We start from the raw sequence: 26,163 nt of genomic DNA, 5'->3' as shown, positions 1-26,163 counted from the left end.
CGAGCATCGATGACCCGGGAGCGGGCCTCGTGGAGCCTCGTCCTCCACGCGCAGTGCGACCTCGCTGGTGCCGACTTCGCGTGGCGGTTCTGGACCGACGTCGGCAACTGGGCGGTCGTGGATCCGGCCATCGCTGCCGTCCGCGTCGACCCGGCGTTCGAGGCGGGCGCCCGGGGCACCACCGTGACCGAGGACGGAGCGCAGGTGGAGTGGCGGATCGGTGAGGTCGCCGCTTCCCGCCGGGCGCGGATCGAGTTCCCGGTACCCGGCGCCGCGCTGCGCGTCTCGTGGGTCTTCCGCCCGAGGCAGCCGGCCGGCTGCACGATGACGCAGACGATGGAACTGTCCGGTGAGCGCGCCACCGAGTACGAGCCGAGCGTCGCCGCGTCGATGGAACGGTCAGCACCCGAAGGACTGCAGAGGCTCGCAGCAGCCATCGACGAGGCCTACGCGCGCACAGCCGACAGGGCGCGGAGGGACCTGTGACAGCGCGGTGCAGGGGCACCGGGTCGGCACCGGCGGACGTCCGCGTCGACAGGTCGCCGGGCGGCCGCGCGGCTCGGCGTCCGGACCGGTCGCGGACGTCGGGAACTGCCGTCGCCGGGTCGTCCGGTGGAGCAGTCCGGCGCCCACCAATCGCCGTGCCGAGCAGGCGACGGGCGGCGGTGCGGGGGACGGAGGCCATGACCGCACGGTCGGCAGGCGCAGTGCGCCGATCCGGTGGTCGCGCCGGTGTCGCGGCAGGCGCTCGAGGAGGCGTCGGCCTCGGTCGGCGAGGTGTCCGCGGTTCGCCGGGCGACCGGCCCTGGCAGGACGTGCGCCGGCACGGGCCGCGAGTAGCGGCGCGCGGCGTCGACGCGTCGGGGACGGATCCGTCCCCGACGGCGGGCGGGCCGGGGTGCCTACTGGCGCCCGGGTGCCGAACCCCGTCCGAGGAGGACCCATGGGCACGACCGCCGCCCCGCCACGCCCGCACGCCAGGAGCGGTCGGATCCGCGCCTCCGGATGGGCGGCGGCCCTGGCGACGGTCCTCCTCACGGCCGGCTGCGCCGCCGCCGGTGCCACCCCGCCGGCGACGCGCAGCGCCCCGGCCGCACCGGCCGACCAGTTCACCCCGGTGGTGGCGGCCACCCTCGACCCGGGGGCGGCACCGGTCCTCGGTACCGACGGACGGCTGCACGTCGTGTACGAGATCCAGCTGACCAACGCCCGGCCCGTGCCGGCGACGCTGCGGGAGATCCACGTGCTCGACGGCGAGGACCCGGACCGGGTGGTCGCCACCGTCGCCGGGGACGACCTGGCCGCGGTCCTGCGGGACCTCACGGGCAAGACGCCGGCCGGCTCGCTCGAGATCGAGCCATGGGTGTCCCGGCTCGTGCTGATGCACGTGTCCTTCGCCTCACCGGCCGAGGTCCCCGCGTCCCTCGTGCACCGCTTCCTGCTCACCGCCGCGGCGCTCGGCGGCGGGGACGAGCCGGAGCCGCTGGCCTACACCGCCGCCCCGTACGCGCTGTCCGGCACGCCCCCCGTCCTCGGGCCGCCCCTGGCCGGGGACCGCTGGGTGGCCATCAACGGCTGCTGCGGAGCCGACGGGATCCACCGGAACACCGTCCTCCCGGTGAACGGGCACCTCGCCGACACCCAGCGGTTCGCCATCGACTACATGCGTCTCGACGACGAGGGACGGCTCGTGGCCGGCGACCCGGCGGACGTGGAGTCCTACCGCGCCTACGGCGCCGAGGTCCTCGCCGTCGCCGACGCCACCGTGGTGGCCACCCTGGACGACCTCGACGACCAGGTCCCGGGTCAGCTGCCCGACCCGGCGACCATCACGCTGGAGAACGTCGACGGCAACCACGTGGTCCTGGACCTGGGCGGCGGCCAGCACGCCTTCTACGCCCACCTGCAGGCCGGGTCGGTGACCGTCGCGCCGGGCGACCGGGTCCGCCGCGGAGACGTCCTGGGCCTGCTCGGCAACAGCGGGAACACCTCCGCGCCGCACCTGCACTTCCACCTCATGGACGGCATCTCGGTGCTGGGCTCCAGCGGCCTGCCCTACACCTACGACGCCGTCGACCTCGTCGGGGCCGTCGACGCCGCCCGGTTCGCCGCCGCCACCTCGCTGGAGGGCGTCTGGGACCTGCACCTCCTCCCGGCCCCGGAGCGGCGCACGGAGGAGTTCCCGCTCGACCTCGACGTGGTCGACTTCCCGGAGCCCTGACCGCCGGGGCCGGCGGCGACGCGCCTCGCCGGCCCCGGCGACGGGTCTCAGTGCGCGGCCCCGGCCTGCGCGGTCTCGTCCGCGGCGTGGGCGATGGACCGGGTGTCCTGGAAGGCGCGGACGCCCTCGATGCCCTGCTCGCGGCCCATGCCCGAGTGCTTCATGCCGCCGAAGGGAGCGCGGAGGTCCAGCCGCGCGGCGCCGTGGTCGTTGACCCAGACGTAGCCGCACTCCAGCTGGGCACCCAGCCGGGTGGCGGCGTCGGAGTCGGCGGTCCACACCGAGGCGCACAGCCCCGCCCAGGTGTCGTTCGCCTGCCGCACCGCGTCGGCGTCGTCGTCGAACGGGATCACCGGGATCACCGGGCCGAACTGCTCCTGGGTGACGACCCGCAGCGAGGGATCGGGGTCCACGACCACGGCCGGTCGCAGGAAGTTCCCCTCGGCCAGCTCCCCGTCCGGCAGTTCGCCGAACTCCAGCACCGTCGCCCCCGCGGACCTCGCCTCCTCGACGATCTCGGAGACGAACGCCTTCTGGGCGGTCTGGTGGAGGGGACCCATCGTGGTCTCCTCGGCCAGGCCGTGGCCGAGGACGACCTTCTCCAGCCGCGCGGTCAGGCCGGCCACGAGCTCGTCCATGCGGGAGCGGTGCACGTACAGCCGCTTGGCGTTCATGCAGATCTGACCCGTGGTGTCGAAGACCGCGCCGAACAGCCGGTCCAGGTGGTCGTCGTCGAGGACGGCGTCCGCGCGGATGATCGCCGGGTCGTTGCCGCCGAGCTCCAGGGTGACCCGGGTGAGGCTGCGGGAGGCCATCTCCATGATGCGCTTGCCGCCGTTGACGCTGCCGGTGAAGCAGACCTTCGCGACGTCGGTGTTGTCGATGAGGCCGGCCATGTCACCGTCCCGGCCGGTGACCACGTTGAGCACGCCGGGGGGCAGCTTCTCGGCGACGCGCTGCACCAGGCGGGTGGTCGCCAGCGGCGTCGAGGGCGGCGGCTTGACGATCACCGTGTTGCCGGCGAGCAGCGCGTGCGGGAGCGACGCGGCGAGGATCGCGATCGGCCAGTTGAACGGGACGATCACGGTCACCACGCCGATCGGCTGGTAGGCGACGGTGGTCTGGACGGGGATCCCGGGTGCGGGGGGCAGCACCTTGGTCTGCTCCACCTCGTCGGCGAGGGAGAGGGCGAGCTGCCACCGGATCTCGAAGACCAGCGCGTCGACCCACGACTCGTGGCGGATCTTGCCGTTCTCCAGCGAGAGCACCCGGGCGTCCTCGTCGCGCTCGTCGGCGATCCCCTCGATGGCGGCGGCCATCCGGGCGGCGCGCTCCGGAGCGGACAGGGCCGACCACGCCGGGTAGGCCGCCTTCGCCGCCGCGACGGCATCGGCCACGTCCTCCGCCGTCGCCGCCGCCGCGCGGCCCACGACGACGCCCGGCCGCGCCGGGTCGACCACCTCGAGGACGTCGTCCGTGGAACGCACCTCCCCACCGATGTACAGCCCCGTCGTCACCGGAGCCGTCGTGTCCACCGTGCTCGTCATGCCGGTCCCCACCTCTCTGTGTGTCCGTTGTCGGTCGTGCCGGGTCGATGGTCGGCATGCCGGCGCTCCGTGTCGACGGCGGCGACCACGCGGACGGCGTCCACGCTGCCGGTCACCTCGTGCACGCGCACCCCCCACGCGCCGGCTCGCGCGGCCAGCACCGACGTGGCCACGGTTGGCGGCGTCGCGCTCGTGCGGGGGCGTGTGCGCCCGTCCGCCGTGGCGAGCACCGCGCCGAGGAAGCGCTTGCGGCGTCGACCGTGGTGTGCCGGCCGCCGTCGGAGAACGAGTCCGGGGTGACGTCGAGGATCCCGATGACGACGCAGCGGCCGGGGCGGGCGGTCACGAGCCGGACCCCGACCGCAGCAGGGCGCGGGCCTCCCCGCTCACCCGTCCACCGTCCCCCGTGCCTCGGCGCCGACCCCGGCCGCGGCCCGCCCGTGCCCGGACCCCTGCCCGCTGCGCAGGCGCGCCGCGCGCCAGCCGCGCAGCGAGTTGAGCACCGCGAGCTGCTCGGCGTCGTGCAGGTCGGACACCGTCAGGACCCGTTCGGACAGGCGGCCCAGGTCCAGCAGGCGGGCGCGCTCCACACCGGGCAGGCAGCCCGAGCCGGTGGGCGGCGTCCACCACCGGCCCCCGATGCGCAGGGCGAGGTTCGCCGTGGTGGTCTCGGTCAGCTCGCCGCGCCGGTTGACCAGGACGACGTCGTCGGCCTCCGGGTGCCGCAGGGCCCGCGTCAGGTAGACGTCGCGGCGGGTGCTCTTGTGCTGCAGCCACGGGTCGGCGGCGTCCACGGGATCGTCGTCCAGCGCCAGCTCCACCGGCCGGGCGGCGGCCGGCGGCATCGCCTCCAGCTCGACGTCGACCTCCCCGTCCCGCGAGAGCAGGACCCGCACCCGTGCCGGCCCGGTGCGCGCCGCGACGGCCCGGTGGACGGACTCCCGGGCCGCGGCCGGGTCGAACGCGAACCCGGCCCAGTCGGCCGAGTCGGCCATGCGGGCGAGATGCCGGTCGATGTGGCGCAGCCCCTCGGCGGGGACGAACGCCAGCGTCTCCAGCAGGCGGTGCTCGGTGACGTCGTGGACCAGGACGGCCGCCTTGGCGTGCAGCTCGGCCCGCTCCCGCGCCGCCTCCGAGCCCCAGGTGATGCCGCCGCCGGCCCCGTACACGGCCTCGCCGGTGGCGCGGTCGACGACGGCGGTCCGGATGGCGACGTTGAACCGGGCCCGGAACGGGGCGGACGGGGGAGCGACCAGTCCCACGGCGCCGCAGTAGATGCCGCGCGGGGTGGGTTCGAGATCGTCGACCAGCTGCATGGTGCGCCGCTTGGGGGCGCCGGTGACCGATCCGCAGGGGAACAGCGCGCCGAACAGCTCCAGCAGGCCGGTGCCGGCCGGGACCCGCGCGCTCACCTGCGAGGTCATCTGCCAGACGGTGGGGTAGCGCTCGAGGGCGAACAGCTCGTCCACGACCACGCTGCCGACCTCGGCCACCCGGCCCAGGTCGTTGCGGAGCAGGTCGACGATCATGAGGTTCTCGGCCTGCTCCTTGCTGCTGGAGCGCAGGAGGCGGCTGTGCTCCCGGTCCTCCGCCGTGGTGCGGCCGCGCGGGGCGGTGCCCTTCATCGGCCGCGTCCGGACGACGTCCCCGGCCCACTCGAAGAACAGCTCGGGACTGGCGCTGGCGACGACGTGCCGGCCGAGGTCGAGGTAGGCGTTGTGCGCACCGCGCTGGGCGAGCGCGAGCCGGGCGTACAGCGCCTCGGGATCCTCCGGAACAGGGGAGCGCAGCCGGTCGGTGAGGTTGCACTGGTAGGTCTCGCCGGCGGCGATGTGCTCCCGGACGCGCGCGACCGCCCGCGCGTACTCGTCGTCGGTCCAGTCCGGACGCCACGGCGCCGGCCGCGGTCCGGTCCCGGCCGGCGGCGCCAGGGGCGCGACCGGCGCGGGCTCGTCGCACAGCCCGAACCACACCAGCGGCGGGTCCCCGGCCGGCGCGGAGCCGCCCGGCAGCTGCGGGTCCAGGCCGGCGGCGGCCTCGTACGCCACGTACCCGAAGGCCCAGCTGCCCGCCTCCGTGGCGTCGTGGACCTGCCGGAGCACGGCGGCGACCTCGTCGGGGCGCACCGCGGTCAGGATCCGGGACGGCGGCGGGCACAGCAGCGCCCTCCCTGCGCGGAGGTCGTCGAACCGGGCCCACGGCCGGCCCATCAGTCCGCGATCCCCTGCTGGACCCTGGCCGCGGTGAGGGTGTTGGCCAGCAGCATCGCGATCGTCATCGGCCCGACCCCGCCGGGCACCGGGGTGATCGCGCCCGCCACCTCGGCGACCGCGTCGAACTCGACGTCCCCGCGCAGCCCGTCCTCGCCGCGGTGGATGCCCACGTCGACGACGGTCGCCCCGGGCTTGACGGCGTCGCCGCCCACCAGGCCGGGGATGCCGGCGGCGACGACCAGCACGTCGGCCCGCCGACACACCTCGGGGAGGTCGCGCGTGCGGGAGTGGCAGATCGTCACCGTCGCGTGCCGCGCCAGCAGCAGCTGGGCCATCGGCTTGCCGACCAGCACGGAGCGGCCGACGACCACCACCTCGGCGCCCTGGAGGGGGACCTCGTACTCGTCCAGCAGCGTCAGCACCCCGGCCGGTGTGCACGGCCGCAGCCCCGGCCGCCCCTGGGCGAGCAGGCCGGCGTTCGCGGTGGTCAGCCCGTCGACGTCCTTCGCCGCAGGGATGCGGGCGATGAGGGCGTCGGAGTCCAGGTGCCGGGGCGTGGGCAGCTGCAGCAGGATGCCGGACACCGCGGGGTCGGCGGCGAGCTCGTCGACGAGCGTGGCCGCGGTCGCCTGGTCGACGTCCCCCGGCAGGTGGCGGTGCAGGTCCTGCATGCCCGCCTCGACCGACAGGCGGCGCTTGTTGCGGACGTAGACCTCCGACGCGGGGTCCTCGCCGACCAGCACGGTCGCCAGGCCGGGAGCGACCCCGCCCGCGGCGACGAGCCCGGCCACGCCCCGGGCGACCCGCTCGCGCACCCGCCGCGCCACGGCCGTGCCGTCGATCACCCGTGCCGTCACGGCACCTCCCGGACGGGACCCGGCCGGGCCGGTCCGCCGCCGTCGGGCAGGCTCCTGAGCATCCGCTGACGCCAGGCCTCGGTCGGGCCGAGGTCGTTGAACGTGAAGACGTGGAAGCCCGCGATGGCGTTGTCCGGCTTCCCCACGTGCGGGGCCAGGCCCTTGATGATCGTGTTGGGGCTGTAGCCGCCCGGGACGAAGAACCGCCAGAACAGGTTCTGCTGCTTCTTGAGGAACTTCGCCGACTCCCCGATGCCCAGCCCGCCGGACACCCGCAGCAGCTTCTGGCGGTGCACCGCGCCGGGCACGCCCACGTGCACCGGCAGGTCGATGCCGCGGTCCTTGAGCTCGCGCGCCCACCTCAGGATGACGGCCGGGTCGAAGACGATCTGGGTCTTGATGTGGGTGGCCAGGGGTGCCTTGTCCTCCAGCGCCTGGAACAGGGTCTCCGTCGACGCGGTGGGGTGGCCCTCGGGGTGACCGCCGATGCCGATGTCGGTGAAGCCGTGGTCCATCTCGTGCAGCGCGACGAGCAGGTCGTGCGCGTGCCGGAACTCGGTGGGCTCGTCGGAGGGGTCCCCGCCCACCACGAAGACGTCGGTGACGCCGGCCTCGCGGCAGCGGGCCACGACGTCGGCCAGGTGGGAGCGGTCGCGGATCTGCTGCGCCGACAGGTGCGGGGCCACCGTGTAGCCGTGGCCGACGAGGCGGACGGTCAGGTCGATGGTGGCGTCCTGGCCCTTGGCCGGGGAGGCGGTCACCGTCAGGCGCACGTCCCTCGGCACGCACGACAGCACCGACTGCTCGGTCTTCTTGAACGGGATCACCTCGTAGCCGAGGTCGTCGAAGACCCTCCTCAGCGACTCCCGGGTGGCCGGGTCCCGGACGGTCAGCGTGCGCTTCACGTGGTCTCTCCCTCTGCACGGTGGGGCCGGGGGTCCGCGGAGGACGGTGGCGCCGGCGGCACCCCGGACGGCCGCCCGGCAGGGCACGCGCCGGACGGTGGGTCCCGTACCCCATCGTGACCTGCGCCACCCCGGCCGGGGACGGTGCCATGACGGCACTCGGGAGGCCGGATCGGTGGCGGTCCGTACGTCAATCGTCGCGGTGGGCGGCCGGGCCGAGGGGTCCCCGTCCGTCCCGACGACCGCCCGGGTGGTCCCGGCCGCCGCGTCGCGCACCGGGGGAGTCCGGCGTGTCAGCATCTCCGGTGGTGACCGCCGACCTGGGCGGTCCGGGGTGCGCGGTCCGGGAGGGAGGGAGAGCGGTGCGACGAGAGGGACGGTCGACCGTCGGGACGACGACGGGTCCGGTGACGTCGGCCGAGCAGGTCGTGCGGCAGGCCCCCGACGGGCTGGCGGTCATCGACGGACGGGCCCGGTTCGTCGACGCCAACCCCGCCGCGGTGCTCCTCTGCGGCCTCGACCCGGACGCCGTCGCGGGGGCCCCCTCGCCCTTCCCCGTGCCGGACGACCCCCTGCCGGACGACCCGGCGACCGCGGCCCGGTCGGGCGAGCTGACCGTGGCCTGGGAGCCCGGGCCCGGTCAGCGGCGGGAGTTCGCCTACGTCCTCGCCCCGATGCCACCCGAGCGGCGGTGGGTCGTCTCCTTCCGCGACGTGACGCTCAGCCGGCTGCGCGAGCGGCGGCTGACCGCGATCGCCAAGGCGGCGTCGAGCGTGGCGTCGAAGCGGTCGCTGGTCGGCACGCTCGAGGCCCTGGCGCAGGAGGTGGCGCGGACCGACGCGCTCGCCGGTGTGCAGGTGCTCACCGTGAACTCCTCCGGCGACCGGCTGCACGTCATGGGCGCCGCCGGCTTCGGCCGTGCGGCCGACTTCTTCGACCGGCTCATGGAGTGCCGGGCCCTGGGCGCCGAGCTCAAGATGCTCGAGGCCCTCGAACGGCGGGAGCCGCTGGTGGTGCCCGACCGGTACGAGCAGACCATGCAGGACCCGGCGTGGGCGCCGCTGCACGACCTGCTGCGCCATCCCCGGTGGGACTGGTTCGTCAGCGTGCCCCTCCTCGCGCGCGGGGAGCCGGTCGGCATCCTGAACGCCTTCTACGCGCCGGGGCAGGTCGTCGGGACCACCGAGCTGGAGTTCCTGCTCGCCATGGCCGAGCAGGCCGCGATGGCCGTGGACCACGCCGCCCAGCGGCAGCGGGAACGGGACGTGGCCCGGCGCGAGGAACGCCAGAAGCTGGCCCGCGACCTGCACGACTCGGTGGTGCAGCAGGTCTTCTCGATGATGATGCAGGCCCGCTCGCTGGGCGTCCTCGTCGAGCGGGGGCTGCCGCCCACGCCGGACGAGGTGGCCCGGGTGGCCGACGACCTGAGCAGCAGCGCCGCGGCCGTGCTGGCGGACCTGAGGGGGATGGTGGTGGAGCTGCGGCCCGCGGCGACGACGGGGGACGGGCTGGTCTCCGCGCTGCAGTCGCTGGTCGACACGACGTCCGCCCGCACCGGCGTGGCGGTCTCGCTGGAGCTGGACGACCGCGACGACGGGCTGTCGGCGCAGGACGCCGACCTGCTGGAGGACGTCTACCGCATCGTCGCCGAGGCGCTGCACAACGGCGTCAAGCACGCCGACGCCTCGACGATCCTCGTCCGGCTCGCGGTCGTCTTCCACGGACGCCGGCGGCGACTGGTCGCCGAGGTCGCCGACGACGGCCGCGGGCTGACCGCCGGCGACGCCGCCACCCCCGCCGCCACCCCCGCCGGTGACTCGGCGTCGAGCGGCTTCGGGATGACGGTGATGCGCGAGCGGGCGGCCCGGTGGGGCGGCACCGTCCGGGTGCGGCAGCCCGCGACGGGCGGCACCAGCGTGCGGCTGACCCTGCCGCTGCCGGCCTCCCTGCCCGCGACGCCGGCGGCCGGGACGGCCGCGCCGTGACCGCGCCGCACCCGATCCGGGTCCTCGTCGTGGACGACCACGCGGTCGTGCGCCGCGGGGTGGTCGCCTACCTCGAGGCGCTCGAGGACGTCGAGGTGGCGGCCGAGGCCGGCGACGGCCAGGAGGCGCTCGACCAGCTCGCCCGGGCCGCCGCGCACGGCGAGCTGCCCCACGTCGTCCTCATGGACCTGCAGATGCCCGGGATGGACGGGGTGACGGCGACCGGCGAGGTGCTGCGCCGGTTCCCGCAGCTCAAGGTGGTCATCCTGACCAGCTTCGGGGAGACCGAGCGGGTGCACGCGGCGCTGGAGAGCGGGGCGTCGGGCTACCTGCTGAAGGACGCCGGGCCGGCCGAGGTCGACGCGGCACTGCGCGCCGCGGTCCGCGACGAGGTCTTCCTCGACGCGGCGGTGACCCGCCGCCTCACCCAGGAGATGCGCGCGCCCCGGACCGGGCTCGGCGCCCTGACCTCGCGCGAGAAGGAGGTGCTCGTCCTCGTCGCAGAGGGGCGGTCGAACAAGGACATCGCGCGGCACCTGGTCATCAGCGAGCGCACCGCCCGGACGCACGTGAGCCACCTGCTCACGAAGATGGGTCTCACCTCCCGGACGCAGGCGGCGCTGCTGGCCGTCAAGGAGGGGCTCGTCCACCCTCGGTGAGGGCGGGGTGCCGTCATCCGTCGCGTCCGGGACGCGACAGCGGCGGCTGCCCGTCCGGGTCGGCCGGGCGATCCGCCGGGGCGCCGGGTCCTCGTAGCGTGGCCGGCGGTCGGACCGGCGCCTCGTCCCGCGGTCCCACCGCCGCACGGAGGGAGGGCCGCGTGACCGCTGCTCCGGAGCCCGCGGGGGACCCCGGGCGGATCGACGTCGTGTGCGCCGCCGCCGGGACCGCCCTCGCCGTCCCGCCGGGCACCTCGATCCTGGCCGCCGTCCGCCGGGCGGGGCTCGAGGTGCCGGCCGCCTGCCCCGACGCCTCCTGCGGGATGTGCGAGACGAGGGTCCTGGAGGGCCGGCCCGACCACCGGGACGGCGTCCTGACCGCCGAGGAGCGCGCGTCCGGCGAGACCATGATGATCTGCGTCTCCCGGGCGACGACCGCCCGGCTGGTGCTGGACCTCTGACCGGGCGCCTCCCCGGGGACGGGCCGCCACGACCGATGACGTGGGCGACGGATGACGTGGGCGACGGATGACGTAGGCGACGGGCGCCGCGGCGGTGGCCGGGCCGTGACATCGGGCCGATCCCGTCCGGGGCCGCGGTGCCTATCGTGGGCGGGCAGGCGCACGTGCGCCGGTGCCCGCGAGGTCGTCCGAGGAGGCCGGAGCATGTCCACGTTCGTCCTCGTGCACGGCGCCTGGCACGGCGGGTGGTGCTGGGACCGCGTCGCCCCCCGGTTGCGCGCGGCCGGCCACGAGGTGCACGCACCGACGCTCACGGGGCTGTCGGAGCGGGCGCACCTGCTCTCGCCGCTGGTCGGACTGGAGACGCACGTCGAGGACGTGGTCCGGGTGATCGACGTCCTGGGCCTCACCGACGTCGTCCTGGTCGGGCACAGCTACGCCGGCCAGGTGGTGACCGCCGTCGCGGACCGCCGCCCCGGGGCCGTCGCGCAGCGCGTCTACCTCGACGCCTTCGTGGGCGCCGACGGCGAGGCGGCGCGCGACCTGCTGCCCGAGACGGTGGAGCACCACTGGGCGGAGTCCGCGGCCGGGCAGGGGTTCGGATGGCTGGTGGCGGTCCGCAAGCTGTCGGTGCTGGGGGTGACCGAGCAGGCCGACGTCGACTGGCTGACCCCGAAGCTCACGCCGCACCCCTGGAAGACCTACACCGATGCGTTGCGGCTGACCGGCGCGGTCGACTCCGTGCCCGCCGCCTTCGTCGAGTGCGTCAGCTGGATGCGCGTCTTCGCCGGCCAGGCCGAGCGCGCCCGCGAGCGTGGCTGGCCGGTGCACGAGATCGAGACGGGCCACGAGGCGATGGTCACCGCGCCCGACGAGCTGGCCCGCGTGCTGGTCGAGATCGCCGGCTCGCTGCCGGCCCCGTCCGAGGGAGGGGTCTGACGTGGAGTTCCTCGTCCGGTCCGAGAACCGGCTGCCGGCCGACACCCCGGCCGAGCGGCGCGACGAGCTGCGCGCAGGGGAGCGCGCGCGGGCCATGGAGCTGCGCGCCGCCGGGGTGCTGAAGCGGCTGTGGCGGGTACCGGGCCGCAACGCGACGATCGGGCTCTACGAGGCCGAGGACCCGGCGGCGCTGCACGACGCGCTCATGTCGCTGCCGATGGCCCCGTGGCTCGACGTGCACGTGGAGGCGCTGGCCACCCATCCCCAGGAGCGGACGTGACCTCCCCGTCGGGCACCGCCCCCCGCGGGGGAGAGGAGGACCGGTCATGAGCACCGACAGCGGCACCGGCCGCCTGGACGTGCCGGGCACCCCGATCTTCGACGGGGACACCAGCCGGCGGGGTATGCGCATGAACAAGCTGTTCATGAGCCTGCGCCACGCCGCCAACCGCGAGCGCTTCCTCGCCGGCGAGTCCGCCTACTGCCGGGAGTTCGGCCTCTCCGACGAGCAGGAGCAGGCCGTGCTCGACCGCGACTGGCAGGCGATGATCGACCTCGGCGGCAGCATCTTCTACGTGTACAAGCTGGCGATGATGGACGGCCGGTCGATGCAGTACCTCGGTGGGGTCTTCACCGGCATGGGCGAGGAGGACTTCCTGGCGGCGATGCGAGCGGGAGGACGCAGGGATGGCTGAGGTGATCTGGGGTCTGGCGACCTCGCACGTGCCCTCGATCGGCGCGGCGATGGACCGCGGCAAGGCCGAGGACCCGAACTGGAAGGCGCTGTTCGACGGGTACGCCCCGGCGCGGGCCTGGCTGGCCGAGCACCGGCCCGACGTCGCCATCCTGGTCTACAACGACCACGCCAACGGCATCGACTTGGACTTCGTCCCGACCTTCGGGCTGGGCACCGCCGAGCGGTACGAGGTGGCCGACGAGGGCTTCGGCCGCCGGCCGGTGCCGGACGTGATCGGCGACCCGGAGCTCTCCTTCCACCTGGTGCAGAGCCTGGTCGACGACCACTTCGACCTGACCGTCTTCCAGGAGCTCGCCGTCGACCACGGGTTCACCGTGCCGCTGTCGGTCTGGACCCCCGACCCGGGGGACGCCTGGCCCTGCCCGGTGATCCCGCTGCTGGTCAACGTCATCCAGTACCCGCAGCCCACGGCGGCGCGCTGCTACGCGCTCGGGCAGGCGCTGGGCCGGGCCATCCGCAGCTACCCGAAGGACGTCACGGTCGGCGTCCTCGGCACCGGCGGCATGTCCCACCAGCTGGCCGGGACCCGCGCGGGCTTCATCAACCCGGAGTTCGACGCCCACTGGATGCAGGCGATCGAGACGGACCCGGCCAGCCTGGCGGCGATGTCCCGCGAGGAGCTGATCCGCCAGGCCGGCTCGGAGGGCATCGAGCTGATCATGTGGCTGGTCATGCGCGGGGCCATGGACGAGCGGGTCACGAAGGTGCACTCGGACTACTTCGTGCCGGCCTCCAACACCGCGGCCGGCATCGCGCTGTTCGACAACCGGGCGCCGCAGGCGAGCTGAGCGTCCCGCCGTCGGGTCGCCGTCCGCGGCCCCCGGGAGACGTCGTCCCGGGGGCCGCGGGACGACGTCCTCACCGGGCCCGGTAGTCCGACCGGGCGAAGTCCACGAACGGGACGGGGGCGACGGTCGCCCGGATCTCCACCTGCACGTGCTCCTCCACCGCCGGCTTGGCCGAGACCGGCTGCTCGCCCCACACCACGGTCACCTCGGTCCCCGGCTCGGCGTACTCGTTCTCCAGCGTGGCGAGCGAGACCATCACCCGCTCGTTGGCCAGGTACCCGCAGTCCAGCGAGAGGCCGACCTGCCGGCCGCCCGCGAGCACCGCGTCCTCGTGGTGCGTGGCGTAGCGGGCCTTCGGCATCTCGACGTACTTGGCGCCCGGGCCGGGCCGGTACATCGATCCGACGGCCGCGGTGACGTCGTCGGCGTTCCACACGAGGGTGACCTTCGTGCGCGGGGGCGCCTCGGCCAGCCGCTCGAGCGCCTCCCGGCCGACGAAGTCGTGGTCGTACCTGACCGTCTTGCCGTACCCGACGTCGAAGGGCGTGAGGTAGTAGTCGCGGATGTCGTCGGCGGCGTGGCTGCCGCCCAGGGAGCCCACCCTGGCGACCGGGAGCCACTCCCGGTACTCCCGCATGAGGGGGTCGTCGGAGAACAGCGCGGGCAACGGCGCCGGCACCCAGCCGGACTCGAGGTTGGCGGTCGAGTACGCCTTGGCGCCCACCCGCACGAGCCCGTGGTCCTCGCCGGCGCGGAGCAGGGCGTCGAGGACCGCGTCGGAGTCCGCCCAGGGACCGAACAGCTCGAAGCCGGGCTGGCCGGCCATGCCGTGCCGCAGGCCGCGGACGCGCTGCCCGGCGATGGTGAAGTCCGCCATGCTGAAGAAGCGGACGTCCGGCAGCGGGGTGCCGGTCACCTGCTCGATCAGCGCGGCGGCCGTCGGGCCCTGCAGCTCGTAGCGGTAGAGCGCCGGCGGCCCGGACGCGCGCACGGCCGAGTTGTCGTCGCGCCGCACCGTGGCGTCGTGGTCCCCGCGCTGGAGGTTGAAGGTCACCCAGTCGAGGACCATCGGGTGCCCCACGAGGTCGAACAGCTCCTCCTCGAGGTGGAAGAGGATGGCGTCCCCGATCAGGTGACCCCCGGGGTCCACGGCGACGAACTGCTTGGCCTTGCCCACGCCGAAGCCGGCGAAGGAGTTGACGCCGAGGCCGCTGAGCAGCCGCAGCGCGCCGGGGCCCTCGATGAAGAGGTCGGTCATGTGGTGCGACTGGTCGAGCAGGGCGCAGGTCTCGACCCAGGCCCGCTGCTCGGTGCGCCAGTTGGTGAACTCGGGTTTCACCGGGAACGTGCTGGGCGGGAAGTCGAGGTTCCGCAGGAGCTCGACCGGGCTGCTCGCACGGGACAGCGCCGCGGCGAGGGATTCGTTGGCCATGACGGGGGCCTCTCGTGACAGGCGGAGGGCGGCACCGCGCCCTGGGCCGCCGGGGACCGGAGACGTGTGGCCCGTGCCACTCGTCGTCCCGACGCTAGGGAGAGGCGGGGCCCGCCGGATCCCGCGGATGACGCCTCCTCCGCACCGGGGAGTCGCGCCGCCCCTGCGACATCCGTCGCAGGGCGCCAGACGCAGCGTGCCCGGGCCGGCGGACGCCGGCCCGGGCACGCTGGACCGCCCGGACTACGAGGTGGCGGCGCTGCGCCAGCCCGCGTGGTAGTCCGCGCGGGCGGTCTCGGCATACGGCGCCGGGCTGACCACGGCACGCACGGCGAAGGGCTCGTGCGGCTCGACCGTGGTCTTCTCCGTCCCGCCGTCCGGCTCGCCCCACAGCACCCGCACCTCCGCGCCCAGCGGCACGTCGGGGTTCACCGTGGCCAGCGACAGGCCCTTGCGCTCGTTGGCGCTGTAGCCGGTGAACAGCGACAGGCCGACGACGTTGTCGTCGGCGTCGAGCACCGCGTCGAAGTTCGACGACCCGTAGTTCGCGTTCGGCAGGTCGAAGAACTGGTAGCCCGGAGCGGGGGTGACCAGCGCGCCGAGGACCTTCGCGAGGTCCTCGTCGTTCCACGCCAGCGTCACCTTGCGGCGCTGGGTGGCCGGGTCGATGGCCTCCAGGGCGTCGCGGCCGATGAAGTCGTGGTCGAACTTGACGAACGAGCCGTACCCCAGCTCCCACGGGTTGAGGTAGTAGTCCTCGATGTTGCCGGAGACGAAGCTGCCGGCCAGCGCGTTGGTCGCCTCGTATCCGTTCGCCGGGAGCGCCTCGCGGTAGGGGCGCAGCTCCTCGGCCGTGTAGATGGCCGGCAGGGGTGAGGGGATCCAGCCGGACTCGAGGGTGTTCGAGGAGTAGGCGCGCGAGCCGCAGGGCTCCAGCCCGAACTCCTGACCCACCTCGAGGATCGTGTCGCGGATCTTCTCGTAGGACGCGTAGGGCCCCCAGATCTCCAGGCCGGGTGCGCCGGCCATGCCGTGCCGGAGGGTGCGGACCTGCTCGCCGGCGATGGTCATCGTCGCCATGCGGAAGAACTTCAGCTGCTCCAGGTCACCGCCGTGGAGCTTCTCGATGACCTGCCACGCGTGGGGGCCCTGGATCTGGAACCGCCACACGTCGCGGGACACCGCCTTGCCGTACGGCCGCGAGGGCGAGCGCGGGTCCTGGCGGATCTCGACGTCGTAGCCGGAGGACCCCTTGTACTCCAGCCAGTTCGCCACCGGCGCCCGGCCGACGAAGACGAACTCCTCCTCGGCCAGGTGGAACAGGATGCCGTCGCCGATGACCCCGCCCTCGGGGCCGACGGGGACGAACTGCTTGGCCATGTCGACCGGGAAGTTGGCCACGCTGTTGATGCCGGTGTCGGAGATCAGCTTCAGCGCGTCGGGCCCGGAGATGAAGGTGTTGAACATGTGGTGCGACTGGTCGAAGAGCACGGCCGTCTCGCGCCACGCCTTCTGCTCGCGACGCCAGTTGGTGAACTCCGACGGCACCACCGGGTAGATGTAGGCGCCGAGCTGGGAGTTGCGCAGCAGGCCCACGGTGTCGCCGGTCTGGTCCAGGAGCTCCTGGAGGTTCTTCGCGGTCATGTCCGTCCGTTCTCGTCGGTTGTCACTACTGCGGGCCGGCGGGGCCGGCCCGTGGCCGGTGGCCGGCTCGCCCGGGCGGTCCGGCCGGGTGCGGGTGTCGCGCCGCCCCGGTGTCCGCGCGAGAGGCCATGGACGTGCGTGGCCGTGGCCCATGCCGCTTCGCGGCTCGAGCCTAGAGCCGCCGATGTGTTCCAGCACACAGACATCCGTCACCCGGTCCTGGCCGTTCCGGCCGCCCGGCGTGCGTCGGATGACGGGGCGGCCGAGTCATCTGACGTAGCGGACGGGGTGTCCGGGGACCCCGGCGGACCGACGGCGCGGGCATCGGCGAGGCTGGCCCCCTCGGGACCGCGGAGGGGGCAGACGATGGGGGATCCGCCGCCCGGCCCGGGGACCGGACTCGCGGCCGCGATCGGCCCCGGCCGGACGTCGTGGCACGCCGTGGCCGCCCTCCTGGGCGCCGGGGTGGTCGCCGCGGCCCAGATCGGAGGGGCCGCGGCCGCACTGCCGGTGCTCACGGACGACTTCGGGCTCGGCTCGGCCACCGCCGCCTGGTACCTCTCGACGGTGAGCGCCCTCAGTGCCGCCGGTGGCGCCCTGCTCGGGTGGCTGGGGCAGACCCTGGGGTTCACCCGCCAGCTCCGCTTCGGTCTGGCGGCGATCGTCGCCGCCGACCTCGGTGGTGCGGTGGTCGACTCGCTCACGTGGCTGCTGGTGGCCCGGCTGGGGGAGGGGCTCGGGCTCGTGATGGTGATCCTCGCGGCGCCGCCCCTGCTCTCGGAGGTGTCCGGGCCGCGGCACCGGCGGCTCGTCGCCGGGACCTGGGGTGCCTACATGCCGGTCGGCTCCGGTCTGGCGGCGCTGCTGGTGCCCCCGGCGATCGGGCTGGTGGGCTGGCGGGGGGCGTCGGTCGCCGACGCCTGCGTCGCGGCGGGCGCTCTCCTGCTGGTCCTGCGGTGGGTGCCGTCGGTCGCGGTACGCCGGCAGCCGTCCCTCAGGGGCCTGCTGGGGGCGCTCCGCTCGCCGTCGGTCCTGATCGTCACCGCCGTCTTCGGTCTCTACTCCGCCCAGTACCTGGCCGTGGTCGGGCTGCTGCCGGCCGCGCTGGTCGCCGAGGAGGGCCTGTCCGTGGCGGACGCGGGCCTGGTCGGTGCCGTCGTCTTCCTCGTGAACGCACCCGCCAACCTCCTCGGGGCGTACCTGCTGCACCGGGGAGCGCCCCTGCGGTGGGTGGTCCCCGCCGGGTGTGCCGGCATGGCGGTCACCGTGTGGGGGGTGCTCGACCCGGCGCTCCCGGTGGGCATCCGGATCGCCTCGGCCATCGCCTTCTCGTTCGTCGCCGGGCTGGTCCCGGCCGCCCTGTTCGCCGGCCTGGCCGCGGTGTCGGCGGGAACCGGGTCGGCCGGCGCGGCCATCGGCCTGGTGACGCAGGGCTCGGGCGTGGGGCAGCTGCTGGGCCCGCCTCTGGTGGTCGCGGTGGGGGCGGCCGTCGCCCCCGGGGCGGCCCAGTCGGCCGTGCTCGTCTGCCTCAGCGGCCTCGTGGTGGCCGGCGCCGTGCTGCTGCCGCGAGGCGAGCGGATCGGCTGACGACGGTCGCCGGCGACGGACGCGGACCCTCGTACCAAATCGTTGACACTTCCGGGCGACCTCCGTACGTTGCGGCGACGGGCTGGGGCCCGCACCGGAGCAACGTCGCAACGGCGGGAGACGCAGTCGATGGCGGGTGGGCTGACCCTGCAGGACGTGAGTCTGCAGTTCGGCGGGATCAAGGTGCTGCAGGACGTGTCCTTCGCCGTCGAGCCCGGCCAGATCTTCGGGCTCGTCGGGCCCAACGGCGCGGGCAAGACCTCGCTGTTCAACTGCATCAGCGGGCACTACAAGCCGACCGCGGGCACCGTGCTCATCGACGGCGCCCCGGTGCAGGGCGCCCGTCCCGCGACGCTCGCGCGTCACGGCCTGGCCCGGACGTTCCAGCACCCCGCGCTGCAGCTGCGGGCGTCGGTGCTCGAGAACGTGCTGCTGGGTGCGCACACCCGGCTCCCCGGCGGAGCGCTGGAGTGGGCGGTGCGGACGCCGCGCACGCGGCGGGCGGAGCGGCAGCTGCGCGCCGAGGCGCTCGAGCTGCTGGAGCGCCACGAGCTCGGGTGGGCCGCGGGCCTGCCGGCCGACGAGCTGTCGCACGGCCTGCACAAGAGCGTCGAGCTCTGCCGCGCGCTGCTCATGAAGCCGCGGCTCCTGCTGCTCGACGAGCCCGCCGCCGGTCTCCCGCACAGCGAGGTGGAGCAGCTGATCGCGACGGTCCGGCGCCTGCGCGCGGAGGACGACGTCACCGTCGTGATCGTCGAGCACCACATGGGCCTCATCGCCGCGCTGACCGATCGCGTCGTCGTGCTCGACCACGGCGCCAAGCTGATGGAGGGGACGGCCGCCGAGGCGCAGTCCGACCCCCGCGTGATCGAGGCCTACATCGGAAAGGACGCCGCGGATGACGCTGCTTGAGCTGGAGGACGTCACCGCGTCCTACGGCCCCGTGCAGGTGCTGGAGGCGGTGTCCCTCGACGTCCCCGACAACGGGGCGGTCGGCATCCTCGGCGCCAACGGTGCCGGCAAGACCACCACGCTCCGCGCCATCAGCGGCACGGTGCGGACCAGCGGCCGGATCGTCTTCGACGGCAAGGACATCCGCGGCCTGCGGCCCGACCAGGTCGCCGCCCTCGGGATCGCCCACGTGCCGGAGGGGCGCGGCACGCTCGGCGACCTCACGGTCCGGGAGAACCTGCGGGTCGGGGCCTACCTGCGCAAGGACAAGAAGGGCGTCGACACCGACATCGACTACTGCCTGGACCTGTTCCCGAACCTGCAGGACCGGATCCGGTCGAACGCCTCGGCCCTGTCCGGCGGTGAGCAGCAGATGCTCGCCGTGAGCCGGGCGATCATGTCCAAGCCCCGGCTGCTGCTGCTCGACGAGGCCTCGCTGGGTCTCGCCCCGAGCACCGCCAAGAACGTCTACGACGCGATCCGGCGCCTGCGCGTCGAGTCCGGCATCGCCATGGTCGTGGTCGAGCAGAACGCCAACCTCGCCTTCACCCTCGTCGACAGCGCCACGGTCCTGGAGACCGGCCGGAACGTGCTGACCGGCACCTCCGCCGAGCTCAAGGGCATGGACGAGATCCGTCGCGCCTACCTGGGAGGCTGACATGGAGAAGTTCGTCCAGCTCGTCGTCGACGGCCTGTCGACCGGCTCGGTCTACGCCGCGCTCGCCCTGGCCATCGTGCTCGTCCACTCCGCGACCGGCCTGATCAACTTCGCGCAGGGCGGCTTGGCCGTCCTGGCCGCCTACGTGGCCTGGGTGCTCACCAACCAGGGGATCCCGGTGATCCTCGCGATCACCGCGTCGATCCTGGTCTCGTTCGTGCTGGGCGCGGTGGTGGAGCGCTACCTCATCCGGCGCTTCGAACGCGGGGACCCCGACACCGCCGTGGTCGTCACGATCGGCCTGCTCACCCTGATCACCGGCGTCGCCGGCTGGATCTGGGGCTACAACAACCAGCAGTTCCCCTCGCTGTTCCCCCTCGACACCGTGTCGGTCCTGGGCGTCTCGGTCAGCGTCCGCTCGCTCGGGACCACCGCGGTGATCGTGGTGGCGATGGTGCTGCTGCAGGTGCTCTTCGTCCGCACGAAGATCGGCCTCGCGCTGCGAGCGGTCGCGATCAACCCACAGTCGGCGGCGTTCAGCGGCCTCCCGGTCGACCGGCTGCTCATGGTCGGCTGGGGGCTGGCGGCGGCGCTCGGCGCCGTCGCCGGCGCGCTCGTGGCACCGCAGCTCACCCTGACACCGGGCATGCTCGACAACGCCCTGGTCTACGCGTTGGCCGCCGTCATCCTGGGCGGTCTCACCAGCCCGGTCGGCGTCGTCGTCGCGGCGTGGATCATCGGGGTGCTGGAGAACCTCGCCGCGGTCTACGTCGGCTTCATCGGCTTCGACCTCAAGGTCGCCGTGCCGTTCATCCTCATCTTCGTCGTCCTCCTCGTGCGACCCCAGGGCCTGTTCGGCCGGAAGACCGTGGTGCGTGTGTGATGGCCCGAGTCCTGGACACCCCGACCTCCTCCTCCCCGCCCCCGTCGGCGCGGTCCTTCCGCCAGACGCCGTGGGTGCGCTGGGGAGCTCCGCTACTGCTGCTCGCCGGGCTCGCCGCGCTGCCCCTGGTCGGTACGGAGTCGCTCAACGACACCCTCGCGCGCATCGGGGTCTTCGCCGTGGCCGTGCTCGGGCTCAACGTCGTCATGGGCTACACCGGGCAGGTCTCGCTCGGGCAGATCTTCTTCCTCGGTCTCGGCGCCTACGTCACCGCCTACGGCATCTCGCAGGGCTGGAACGTCGTCCTGGTCTTCGTGCTCGCCTGCTTGCTCCCGGCGGTCGCGGGACTGCTCGTGGCCCTGGCCGCGGCCCGCCTGGGCGGACTCGCCATCGCGATGGTCACGATCGCCCTGCCCATCGTCGGCGTACCGCTCGCGAAGCGGCTCAGCGACTACACCGGCGGCTCGCAGGGCGTGTCCGCGCGCTTCACCGACGCGCCCGAGGGCAGCGGCCTCTACGACGACCAGTTCCAGCTGTACCTGGTGCTCGGCATCGGCGGCGTGGTGTTCCTGCTGACCGCCTTCCTCGTCCGCGGCAAGTACGGCCGGGCCTTCGCCATCGTCAAGGACAACGAGAACGTGGCGTCGTCCATGGGGATCTCGCCGTACCGGTACAAGGTGCTCGCGTTCACCATCGCGTCGCTCATCGGCGGGGTCAGCGGGTTCCTGTACATGGTCGTCGTCCAGTACACGTCGCCGGAGACCATGAGCTTCGGGCACTCGATCGAGCTGCTCGTGGCGATGGTCATCGGCGGCGCGGGCAGCATCGTGGGGTCGCTGCTCGGCGGCGTGTTCTACGTCGTCGTCCCGGACCTCACCAACGCCGTCGATGCCAGCCTCACGGCGCTCCTGCAGGGCGCGCTCCTGCTGGTCGTGCTGTTCGTGCTCCCCGGTGGTCTCGTGTCGCTGCCCCGTGCGCTGGTGCGCCGGCTGCGGCGCTCTCCCGCCGGCCGCGGCTCCGCCGCGCCACCGACCTCTCCGTCGTCGACCTCCGGGTCGGGCACCGCGGCGGAGCGAACCCAGACAGAGAGGCAAGGGCACGCATGAACGGACACGTCCGGTCGCGGAAGGCGCTCGGCATCGCCGTGGCGTCGGCGCTCGCGGTCACGCTCAGCGCCTGCGGCGGTGCCAGTGACGCCGGCCGCGGTGGCGACACCGCCGAGGGGGCGGCCAGCCCGGGCATCACCGACGACACGGTGACGCTCGGCATCACCACGCCGCTCAGCGGTGCCACCGCGGGACCGGGCACCTGCACGGTCGCCGGCATCACCGCCTACTTCGGCATGCGCAACGCCGAGGGCGGGATCGAGTTCGGTGACGGGCAGACCCGCACGGTCGAGATCGAGGCGCTCGACGACACCTACGACCCGCAGCAGGCGGCGGCGAACTACGACCAGCTGAAGGACGACGTCTTCGCGATGACGGCCGGGCTGGGCACGCCGACCAACCGTGCCTGGCGCGACGCGGCGATCGCAGACGAGGTGCCGCAGGTGCTGATCATGACCGGCGACCCGCTGTTCAGCGACGCGGAGGAGAGCCCCTGGCAGCTGGGCTTCGTGCCCGTCTACCAGAACGAGGGCGAGGCCTTCGGCGAGCTGCTCGCCGCCTCCGGCCAGGACCACAAGGTCGCGATCCTGTCGCAGAACGACGACTACGGCGAGGGCTACGTCGAGGGCTTCATGTCGGCCGTCGAGGGCGCGGACAACATCGAGATCGTCGACCAGCTCACCTACGAGGCGACCGACACGTCGGTCGACGCGCAGATCACCGAGCTCGCCAACAGCGGCGCGGACGTCATCTTCAACGCGATGTCGGTGGTCCCGCTGGTGGTGGGGGCACTGCAGAAGGCCCAGCAGCTCAACTGGACGCCGAGCTGGTTCCTGCCCTCGAACACGTCGAGCCCGGGTGCGGTCCTGGAGCCCGGTGGGGGCGCGGCGTTCCCCGGCATCTACTCCGTGTCCTTCGCCAAGGCGCCGGCGAGCCCCGCGTTCGCCGACGACGAGGACGTGCAGGCCTACCTGTCGGCCCTCGTGGAGTACGGCAACTACCCGGATCCGCCGGCGTTCCCGCACTGCCAGTGGAGCTGGATGGTCGGCGCGACCCTCGACCAGGCCTTCCAGGAGATGACCGAGCCGACCCGGGAGAACTTCATGGAGGCGCTGCGCTCGATCGAGGGCTACGAGGCGCCGCTCATGCTGCCGGACACGTCGGTGAGCACGACGCAGGAGGGCCAGCCCGCGGTGTCGACGGTCGTCGTGCAGAAGTACAACGGCAGGGGCTACGACACGGTCGAGGCCTTCGAGTGATCCCGGCGTGACCCGGAGGGGCGGCCCGTTCCCGGACGGGCCGCCCCTCCGTGCGCCGTCCTCCCGGCGGACGGGACCGGCGGCCCGCCCGGGGCGACCCGACCACGATCCCCACGGTGAGCTGGAGGCCCAGGTGAGCGGCGAGGGCACCCGCCTGCTGACGGGCGTTCGGGCCAGGCGCATCGCCGAGCAGCGACTCCGTGAGGAGATCACGCGGGGGGCCGTCGTCCCGGGACAGCGGCTGGTCGAGCCTGAACTGGGTGAGCGGTACGGCGTGACCCGCAACAGCGCCCGGCTGGCCCTGGACGCCCTGATCGCCGAGGGCCTGGTCGAGCGGATCCCCCACCGCGGGGCGCGCGTCCGGGTGGTGTCCGGCTCCGAGGTGGTCGCCATCCTGGAGTGCCGCCAGGTCCTCGACGGACTGCTGGCGCGCAAGGCGGCGCAGAACGCCACCGACGAGCAGGTCGACCGCCTCCTCGCGAACCTGGGGCGGTTGCAGCGGGCCGTGGCCGAGCGCGAGCCGCTCGAGTGCTGGGAGCTGGTCCAGGAGCACCACCGGCTCGTGGCGGAGGCCGCGCACCAGCCCCTGGCGTCGTCACTGGTCGAGCGCCTGCAGGGCCGCATCGCGCGGCACCGGTTCCAGCTCCTGCTGCGCCCGGGACGCAGTCAGCAGGCACTCGCCGAGCTGACGGAGGTCGTCCATGCCGTCGCGGGACGCCGGGCCGACGCCGCCGAGCAGGCTGCCCGGACACACCTGCAGGGCGGGATCGACGAGCTGCTGCTCCAGCCGGCGGGGGCGTAGCGGGCCTCCGGCGTACGCCCGCCCTGGATTGCTCACAGGATCGTTGGCAATCGGACGGTGGTGGGTTACGGTGCGGCCATGGCGTCCGGGGCCCAGGAGACGGCGGAGAGCTTCGTCCGCGTCGCGATCTCCCGCGGTGACATGCCACCGGGCTACCGGCTGGTCGAGGCCGACCTGGTGGCCCGCACGGGGGTCAGCCGCGGCGCCGTCCGGCTGGCGATCGACGCGCTGATCGCCGAGGGCCTCGTGGAGCGGATCCCCAACCGCGGGGCGCGGGTCCGGGTCGTGTCCACCGACGAGGCGGTCGCGATCACCGAGGTCCGGCTGCCCCTCGAGGCCCTGCTGGCGCGCAAGGCGGCCGAGCGCATCACCGACGCGGAGATCGACGGGCTGCGCGCCCACCTGGAGACGATGACCGCCGCGGTCGACTCCGGCGACGTCCGCACGTACTCCGAGCTCATCCAGCAGCTGTACGGGCTGGTCGGGGAGGCCGCCCGCCACCCGATCGCCGCGGACCTGGTCGGCCGGCTCCAGGCCCAGCTGGTCCGCCACCAGTTCCGCCTCTCGCTGCGGCCCGGCCGGCCCCGCGTGAGCCTGGCCGGGCTCACCGAGCTGGTGGACGCCGTCACGGCACGGGACCCCGCCCGGGCCGAGGCCGCGGCGAGCACCCACCTCCGCGGCGTCATCGCGGCGCTGTCGGAGCCGATCCCCGATCCGGGAGGACCAGCATGAGGACCGTCGTCGTCACCGATCCGCCGCGCGCCGACGCCGGGGACGCCGAGGCGCTCGGCGGCCTCGGGGTCGCCACGGTCCACGAGGCGCTCGGGCGGGTCGGCTACCTGGGCCCGGCGTTCCGGCCGGCCTGGCCGGGGGCCCGCATCGGCGGCACGGCCGTGACGGTGCTGTGCTGGCCGGGGGACAACCTGATGATCCACGTGGCCGTGGAGCAGTGCCGGCCCGGTGACGTGCTCGTCGTGGCCACCAACTCGCCGTCGAGCGACGGCCTGTTCGGCGAGCTGTTCGCCACCGCGCTGGCCCACCGCGGGGTCCGGGGCGTCGTGCTGGGCAGCGGGGTGCGCGACGTCGCGGAGCTGCGGGAGATGGGCTTCCCCGCCTGGTCGACCGCGGTCAGCGCCCAGGGCTCGGTGAAGGCCACCGCGGGCGCGGTCAACGTGCCGGTCGTGCTGGGTGGCCAGCGGATCTGCGCCGGCGACGTGGTGGTCGCCGACGACGACGGCGTGATGGTGGTGCCGCGCCTGGACGTGCCGCGCGCGCTGCGCGCCTCCCGGGACCGTCTCGACAAGGAGGCGGCCAGCCGCGAGGCGTTCCGGCAGGGCGAGCTGGGGCTGGACCGCTACGGCCTGCGCGGGCGGCTTCCTGACTTCGGCATCGAGTACGTGTCCCACGACGAGTTCACGGAGGCGGAGCGGTGAGCTACGACGACGCCGGGGTGCGCTGCACGATGCTGCGCGGGGGCACCTCGCGCGGGCTGTACCTCGAGGCGAAGGACCTCCCGGGCGACCCCGCGGCGCGCGACGACCTGCTGCTGCGGCTCATGGGGACACCGGACCCCCGGCAGATCGACGGCCTCGGGGGCGCCACCACGCTCACCAGCAAGGTGGCGGTCGTCTCGCCGTCGGAGGCCCCGGACGTCGACGTCGACTACCTCTTCCTGCAGCTCGGCGTGGACGAGGCCACCGTGAGCGAGCGGCAGAACTGCGGCAACATCCTGGCCGGCGTCGGACCGTTCGCGGTCGAGCGCGGCATCGTGCCCGCCGCGGAGCCCGAGACCAGCGTGCGGATCCGCATGGTCAACTCCGACAGCGTCGCCGTCGCCACCTTCCCGACCCCCGGGGGGCGGGTCGAGTACCGCGGCGACGTCGCGATCGCCGGCGTCCCCGGGACGGCCGCTCCCGTCGTCCTCGCCTTCACCGACACCGAGGGGTCGGCCACCGGCGCGCTGCTGCCGACCGGCCACGTCCGCGACACCGTCGAGGGCATCGAGGTCACCTGCGTCGACAACGGCATGCCGGTCGTCCTGGCGCTCGCCTCGTCGTTCGGGCTCACCGGGTACGAGCGGCACGAGGACCTGGCCGCGGACGCGGCGCTGCTCGACCGGGTGGACGCCTTCCGCCGGAAGGCCGCCGAGCTCATGGGCATGGGCGACGTCTCCCGCGCGTCGGTGCCCAAGACGGTGCTGCTCGCCGCCCCGCGCGACGGCGGTCAGGTCTGCACCCGCTCGTTCATCCCGGTGCAGCCGCACAGCTCGATCGGAGTGCTCGGCGCGGTCAGCGTCGTCACCGGGATGCTGCTCCCGGGCGCGGTCGGCCACGAGCTCACCGCCGACTGGCCGCGCGGGGACTCACAGGTCGACGTCGAGCACCCCACCGGCCACCTGCTGGTCGACGTCGTCGTCGACACCTCCGGCACGACGCCGCGGGTGGTCCGCTCCGGGGTCGTCCGCACCGCCCGGAAGCTGTTCGACGGCACGGCCTTCCCCCGCGCCTGA

At 74.1% G+C, this 26,163-nt stretch carries 25 protein-coding genes; 19 read left to right on the top strand and 6 right to left on the bottom strand.

Annotated elements, in window-relative coordinates; translation table 11 throughout:
• Positions 1 to 9 precede the first annotated feature (9 nt).
• Together HLV61_RS15355 and HLV61_RS15350 are read left to right on the top strand one after the other, a co-directional pair.
• A complete protein-coding gene (locus HLV61_RS15355; protein WP_369256906.1) occupies positions 10 to 486 on the top strand; it encodes an SRPBCC family protein in 477 nt (158 codons plus the stop codon).
• Positions 487 to 943: 457 nt separating this feature from the next.
• Entirely contained in the window at positions 944 to 2,221 is a 1,278-nt protein-coding gene (locus HLV61_RS15350) for a M23 family metallopeptidase (protein ID WP_369256904.1), read from the top strand.
• A gap of 47 nt (positions 2,222 to 2,268) precedes the next feature.
• On the opposite strand, the gene HLV61_RS15345 is transcribed toward HLV61_RS15350, so the two are convergent.
• The 4 genes from HLV61_RS15345 to HLV61_RS15330 all read right to left on the bottom strand — a co-directional run bounded on the left by HLV61_RS15345 (position 2,269) and on the right by HLV61_RS15330 (position 7,743).
• A complete protein-coding gene (locus tag HLV61_RS15345) occupies positions 2,269 to 3,768 on the bottom strand; it encodes an aldehyde dehydrogenase family protein (protein ID WP_369256902.1) in 1,500 nt (499 codons plus the stop codon).
• 386 nt (positions 3,769 to 4,154) lie between these two features.
• Entirely contained in the window at positions 4,155 to 5,978 is a 1,824-nt protein-coding gene (pabB, locus tag HLV61_RS15340) for an aminodeoxychorismate synthase component I (RefSeq protein WP_369256900.1), read from the bottom strand.
• The gene (locus HLV61_RS15335) at positions 5,978 to 6,838 is read right to left on the bottom strand and encodes a bifunctional 5,10-methylenetetrahydrofolate dehydrogenase/5,10-methenyltetrahydrofolate cyclohydrolase (RefSeq protein ID WP_369256898.1); all 861 of its coding nucleotides are present in this window, start codon (positions 6,836 to 6,838) and stop codon (positions 5,978 to 5,980) included. Before HLV61_RS15335 ends, pabB begins: the two co-directional genes overlap by 1 nt.
• Positions 6,835 to 7,743 (bottom strand): methylenetetrahydrofolate reductase, encoded by a 909-nt coding sequence (locus tag HLV61_RS15330; RefSeq protein ID WP_369256896.1) that lies wholly within the window; start codon positions 7,741 to 7,743, stop codon positions 6,835 to 6,837. The genes HLV61_RS15335 and HLV61_RS15330 overlap by 4 nt, the downstream gene beginning before the upstream one ends.
• A 407-nt stretch (positions 7,744 to 8,150) precedes the next feature.
• On the opposite strand from HLV61_RS15330, the gene HLV61_RS15325 reads away from it, so the two are divergent.
• The 7 genes from HLV61_RS15325 (at position 8,151) to HLV61_RS15295 (ending at position 13,332) form a co-directional block, all read left to right on the top strand.
• Positions 8,151 to 9,728, top strand: a complete 1,578-nt coding sequence (locus HLV61_RS15325; protein WP_369256894.1) for a sensor histidine kinase — start codon at positions 8,151 to 8,153, stop codon at positions 9,726 to 9,728.
• Positions 9,725 to 10,387, top strand: a complete 663-nt coding sequence (locus HLV61_RS15320) for a response regulator (RefSeq protein WP_369256892.1) — start codon at positions 9,725 to 9,727, stop codon at positions 10,385 to 10,387. Before HLV61_RS15325 ends, HLV61_RS15320 begins: the two co-directional genes overlap by 4 nt.
• Positions 10,388 to 10,548: 161 nt before the next feature.
• The gene (locus tag HLV61_RS15315; protein WP_369256890.1) at positions 10,549 to 10,848 is read left to right on the top strand and encodes a 2Fe-2S iron-sulfur cluster-binding protein; all 300 of its coding nucleotides are present in this window, start codon (positions 10,549 to 10,551) and stop codon (positions 10,846 to 10,848) included.
• Between the two features lie 204 nt (positions 10,849 to 11,052).
• Positions 11,053 to 11,787 carry an alpha/beta fold hydrolase gene (locus HLV61_RS15310; protein ID WP_369256888.1) on the top strand — a complete coding sequence of 245 codons (735 nt, stop codon included), beginning with the start codon at positions 11,053 to 11,055 and terminating at the stop codon, positions 11,785 to 11,787.
• A 1-nt stretch (position 11,788) separates the two neighbouring features.
• Positions 11,789 to 12,067 (top strand): muconolactone Delta-isomerase family protein, encoded by a 279-nt coding sequence (locus tag HLV61_RS15305; protein ID WP_369256886.1) that lies wholly within the window; start codon positions 11,789 to 11,791, stop codon positions 12,065 to 12,067.
• A 46-nt stretch (positions 12,068 to 12,113) separates the two neighbouring features.
• Entirely contained in the window at positions 12,114 to 12,482 is a 369-nt protein-coding gene (gene ligA, locus HLV61_RS15300; protein ID WP_369256884.1) for a protocatechuate 4,5-dioxygenase subunit alpha, read from the top strand.
• A complete protein-coding gene (locus tag HLV61_RS15295) occupies positions 12,475 to 13,332 on the top strand; it encodes a class III extradiol dioxygenase family protein (RefSeq protein WP_369256882.1) in 858 nt (285 codons plus the stop codon). Before ligA ends, HLV61_RS15295 begins: the two co-directional genes overlap by 8 nt.
• A gap of 70 nt (positions 13,333 to 13,402) precedes the next feature.
• Here HLV61_RS15295 and HLV61_RS15290 read toward each other — a convergent pair whose 3' ends face one another.
• Both HLV61_RS15290 and ligM read right to left on the bottom strand, forming a co-directional pair.
• Positions 13,403 to 14,764, bottom strand: coding sequence for an aminomethyl transferase family protein (locus HLV61_RS15290; protein ID WP_369256880.1), 1,362 nt, complete (start codon positions 14,762 to 14,764; stop codon positions 13,403 to 13,405).
• Between the two features lie 243 nt (positions 14,765 to 15,007).
• Positions 15,008 to 16,408, bottom strand: coding sequence for a vanillate/3-O-methylgallate O-demethylase (gene ligM, locus HLV61_RS15285; RefSeq protein WP_369256878.1), 1,401 nt, complete (start codon positions 16,406 to 16,408; stop codon positions 15,008 to 15,010).
• A 366-nt stretch (positions 16,409 to 16,774) separates the two neighbouring features.
• Here ligM and HLV61_RS15280 point away from each other — a divergent pair, with 366 nt between their 5' ends.
• The 10 genes from HLV61_RS15280 to HLV61_RS15235 all read left to right on the top strand — a co-directional run bounded on the left by HLV61_RS15280 (position 16,775) and on the right by HLV61_RS15235 (position 26,163).
• Complete coding sequence (locus tag HLV61_RS15280; RefSeq protein ID WP_369256876.1) at positions 16,775 to 17,995, top strand: MFS transporter; 1,221 nt, start codon at positions 16,775 to 16,777, stop codon at positions 17,993 to 17,995.
• Between the two features lie 156 nt (positions 17,996 to 18,151).
• On the top strand, positions 18,152 to 18,907 hold the full coding sequence (locus HLV61_RS15275) for an ABC transporter ATP-binding protein (RefSeq protein ID WP_369256874.1): 756 nt from the start codon (positions 18,152 to 18,154) through the stop codon (positions 18,905 to 18,907).
• A complete protein-coding gene (locus HLV61_RS15270; RefSeq protein WP_369256872.1) occupies positions 18,894 to 19,604 on the top strand; it encodes an ABC transporter ATP-binding protein in 711 nt (236 codons plus the stop codon). The genes HLV61_RS15275 and HLV61_RS15270 overlap by 14 nt, the downstream gene beginning before the upstream one ends.
• Position 19,605: 1 nt before the next feature.
• Positions 19,606 to 20,487 carry a branched-chain amino acid ABC transporter permease gene (locus HLV61_RS15265; RefSeq protein WP_369256870.1) on the top strand — a complete coding sequence of 294 codons (882 nt, stop codon included), beginning with the start codon at positions 19,606 to 19,608 and terminating at the stop codon, positions 20,485 to 20,487.
• Positions 20,487 to 21,593, top strand: coding sequence for a branched-chain amino acid ABC transporter permease (locus HLV61_RS15260; RefSeq protein ID WP_369256869.1), 1,107 nt, complete (start codon positions 20,487 to 20,489; stop codon positions 21,591 to 21,593). Before HLV61_RS15265 ends, HLV61_RS15260 begins: the two co-directional genes overlap by 1 nt.
• Positions 21,590 to 22,852, top strand: coding sequence for an ABC transporter substrate-binding protein (locus HLV61_RS15255; RefSeq protein ID WP_369256867.1), 1,263 nt, complete (start codon positions 21,590 to 21,592; stop codon positions 22,850 to 22,852). Before HLV61_RS15260 ends, HLV61_RS15255 begins: the two co-directional genes overlap by 4 nt.
• 133 nt (positions 22,853 to 22,985) lie before the next feature.
• On the top strand, positions 22,986 to 23,654 hold the full coding sequence (locus HLV61_RS15250; protein WP_369256865.1) for a GntR family transcriptional regulator: 669 nt from the start codon (positions 22,986 to 22,988) through the stop codon (positions 23,652 to 23,654).
• A gap of 78 nt (positions 23,655 to 23,732) precedes the next feature.
• A complete protein-coding gene (locus tag HLV61_RS15245; RefSeq protein WP_369256863.1) occupies positions 23,733 to 24,386 on the top strand; it encodes a GntR family transcriptional regulator in 654 nt (217 codons plus the stop codon).
• A complete protein-coding gene (locus tag HLV61_RS15240; protein ID WP_369256861.1) occupies positions 24,383 to 25,087 on the top strand; it encodes a 4-carboxy-4-hydroxy-2-oxoadipate aldolase/oxaloacetate decarboxylase in 705 nt (234 codons plus the stop codon). The genes HLV61_RS15245 and HLV61_RS15240 overlap by 4 nt, the downstream gene beginning before the upstream one ends.
• Complete coding sequence (locus HLV61_RS15235; RefSeq protein WP_369256859.1) at positions 25,084 to 26,163, top strand: 4-oxalomesaconate tautomerase; 1,080 nt, start codon at positions 25,084 to 25,086, stop codon at positions 26,161 to 26,163. The genes HLV61_RS15240 and HLV61_RS15235 overlap by 4 nt, the downstream gene beginning before the upstream one ends.

The sequence above is a fragment of the Geodermatophilus amargosae genome (genome assembly GCF_041028265.1).
GTDB classification, from domain to species: domain Bacteria; phylum Actinomycetota; class Actinomycetes; order Mycobacteriales; family Geodermatophilaceae; genus Geodermatophilus; species Geodermatophilus amargosae_A.
Note: the sequence above shows the minus strand (reverse complement) of the source record. Positions and strands in the feature narration are given on the sequence as shown.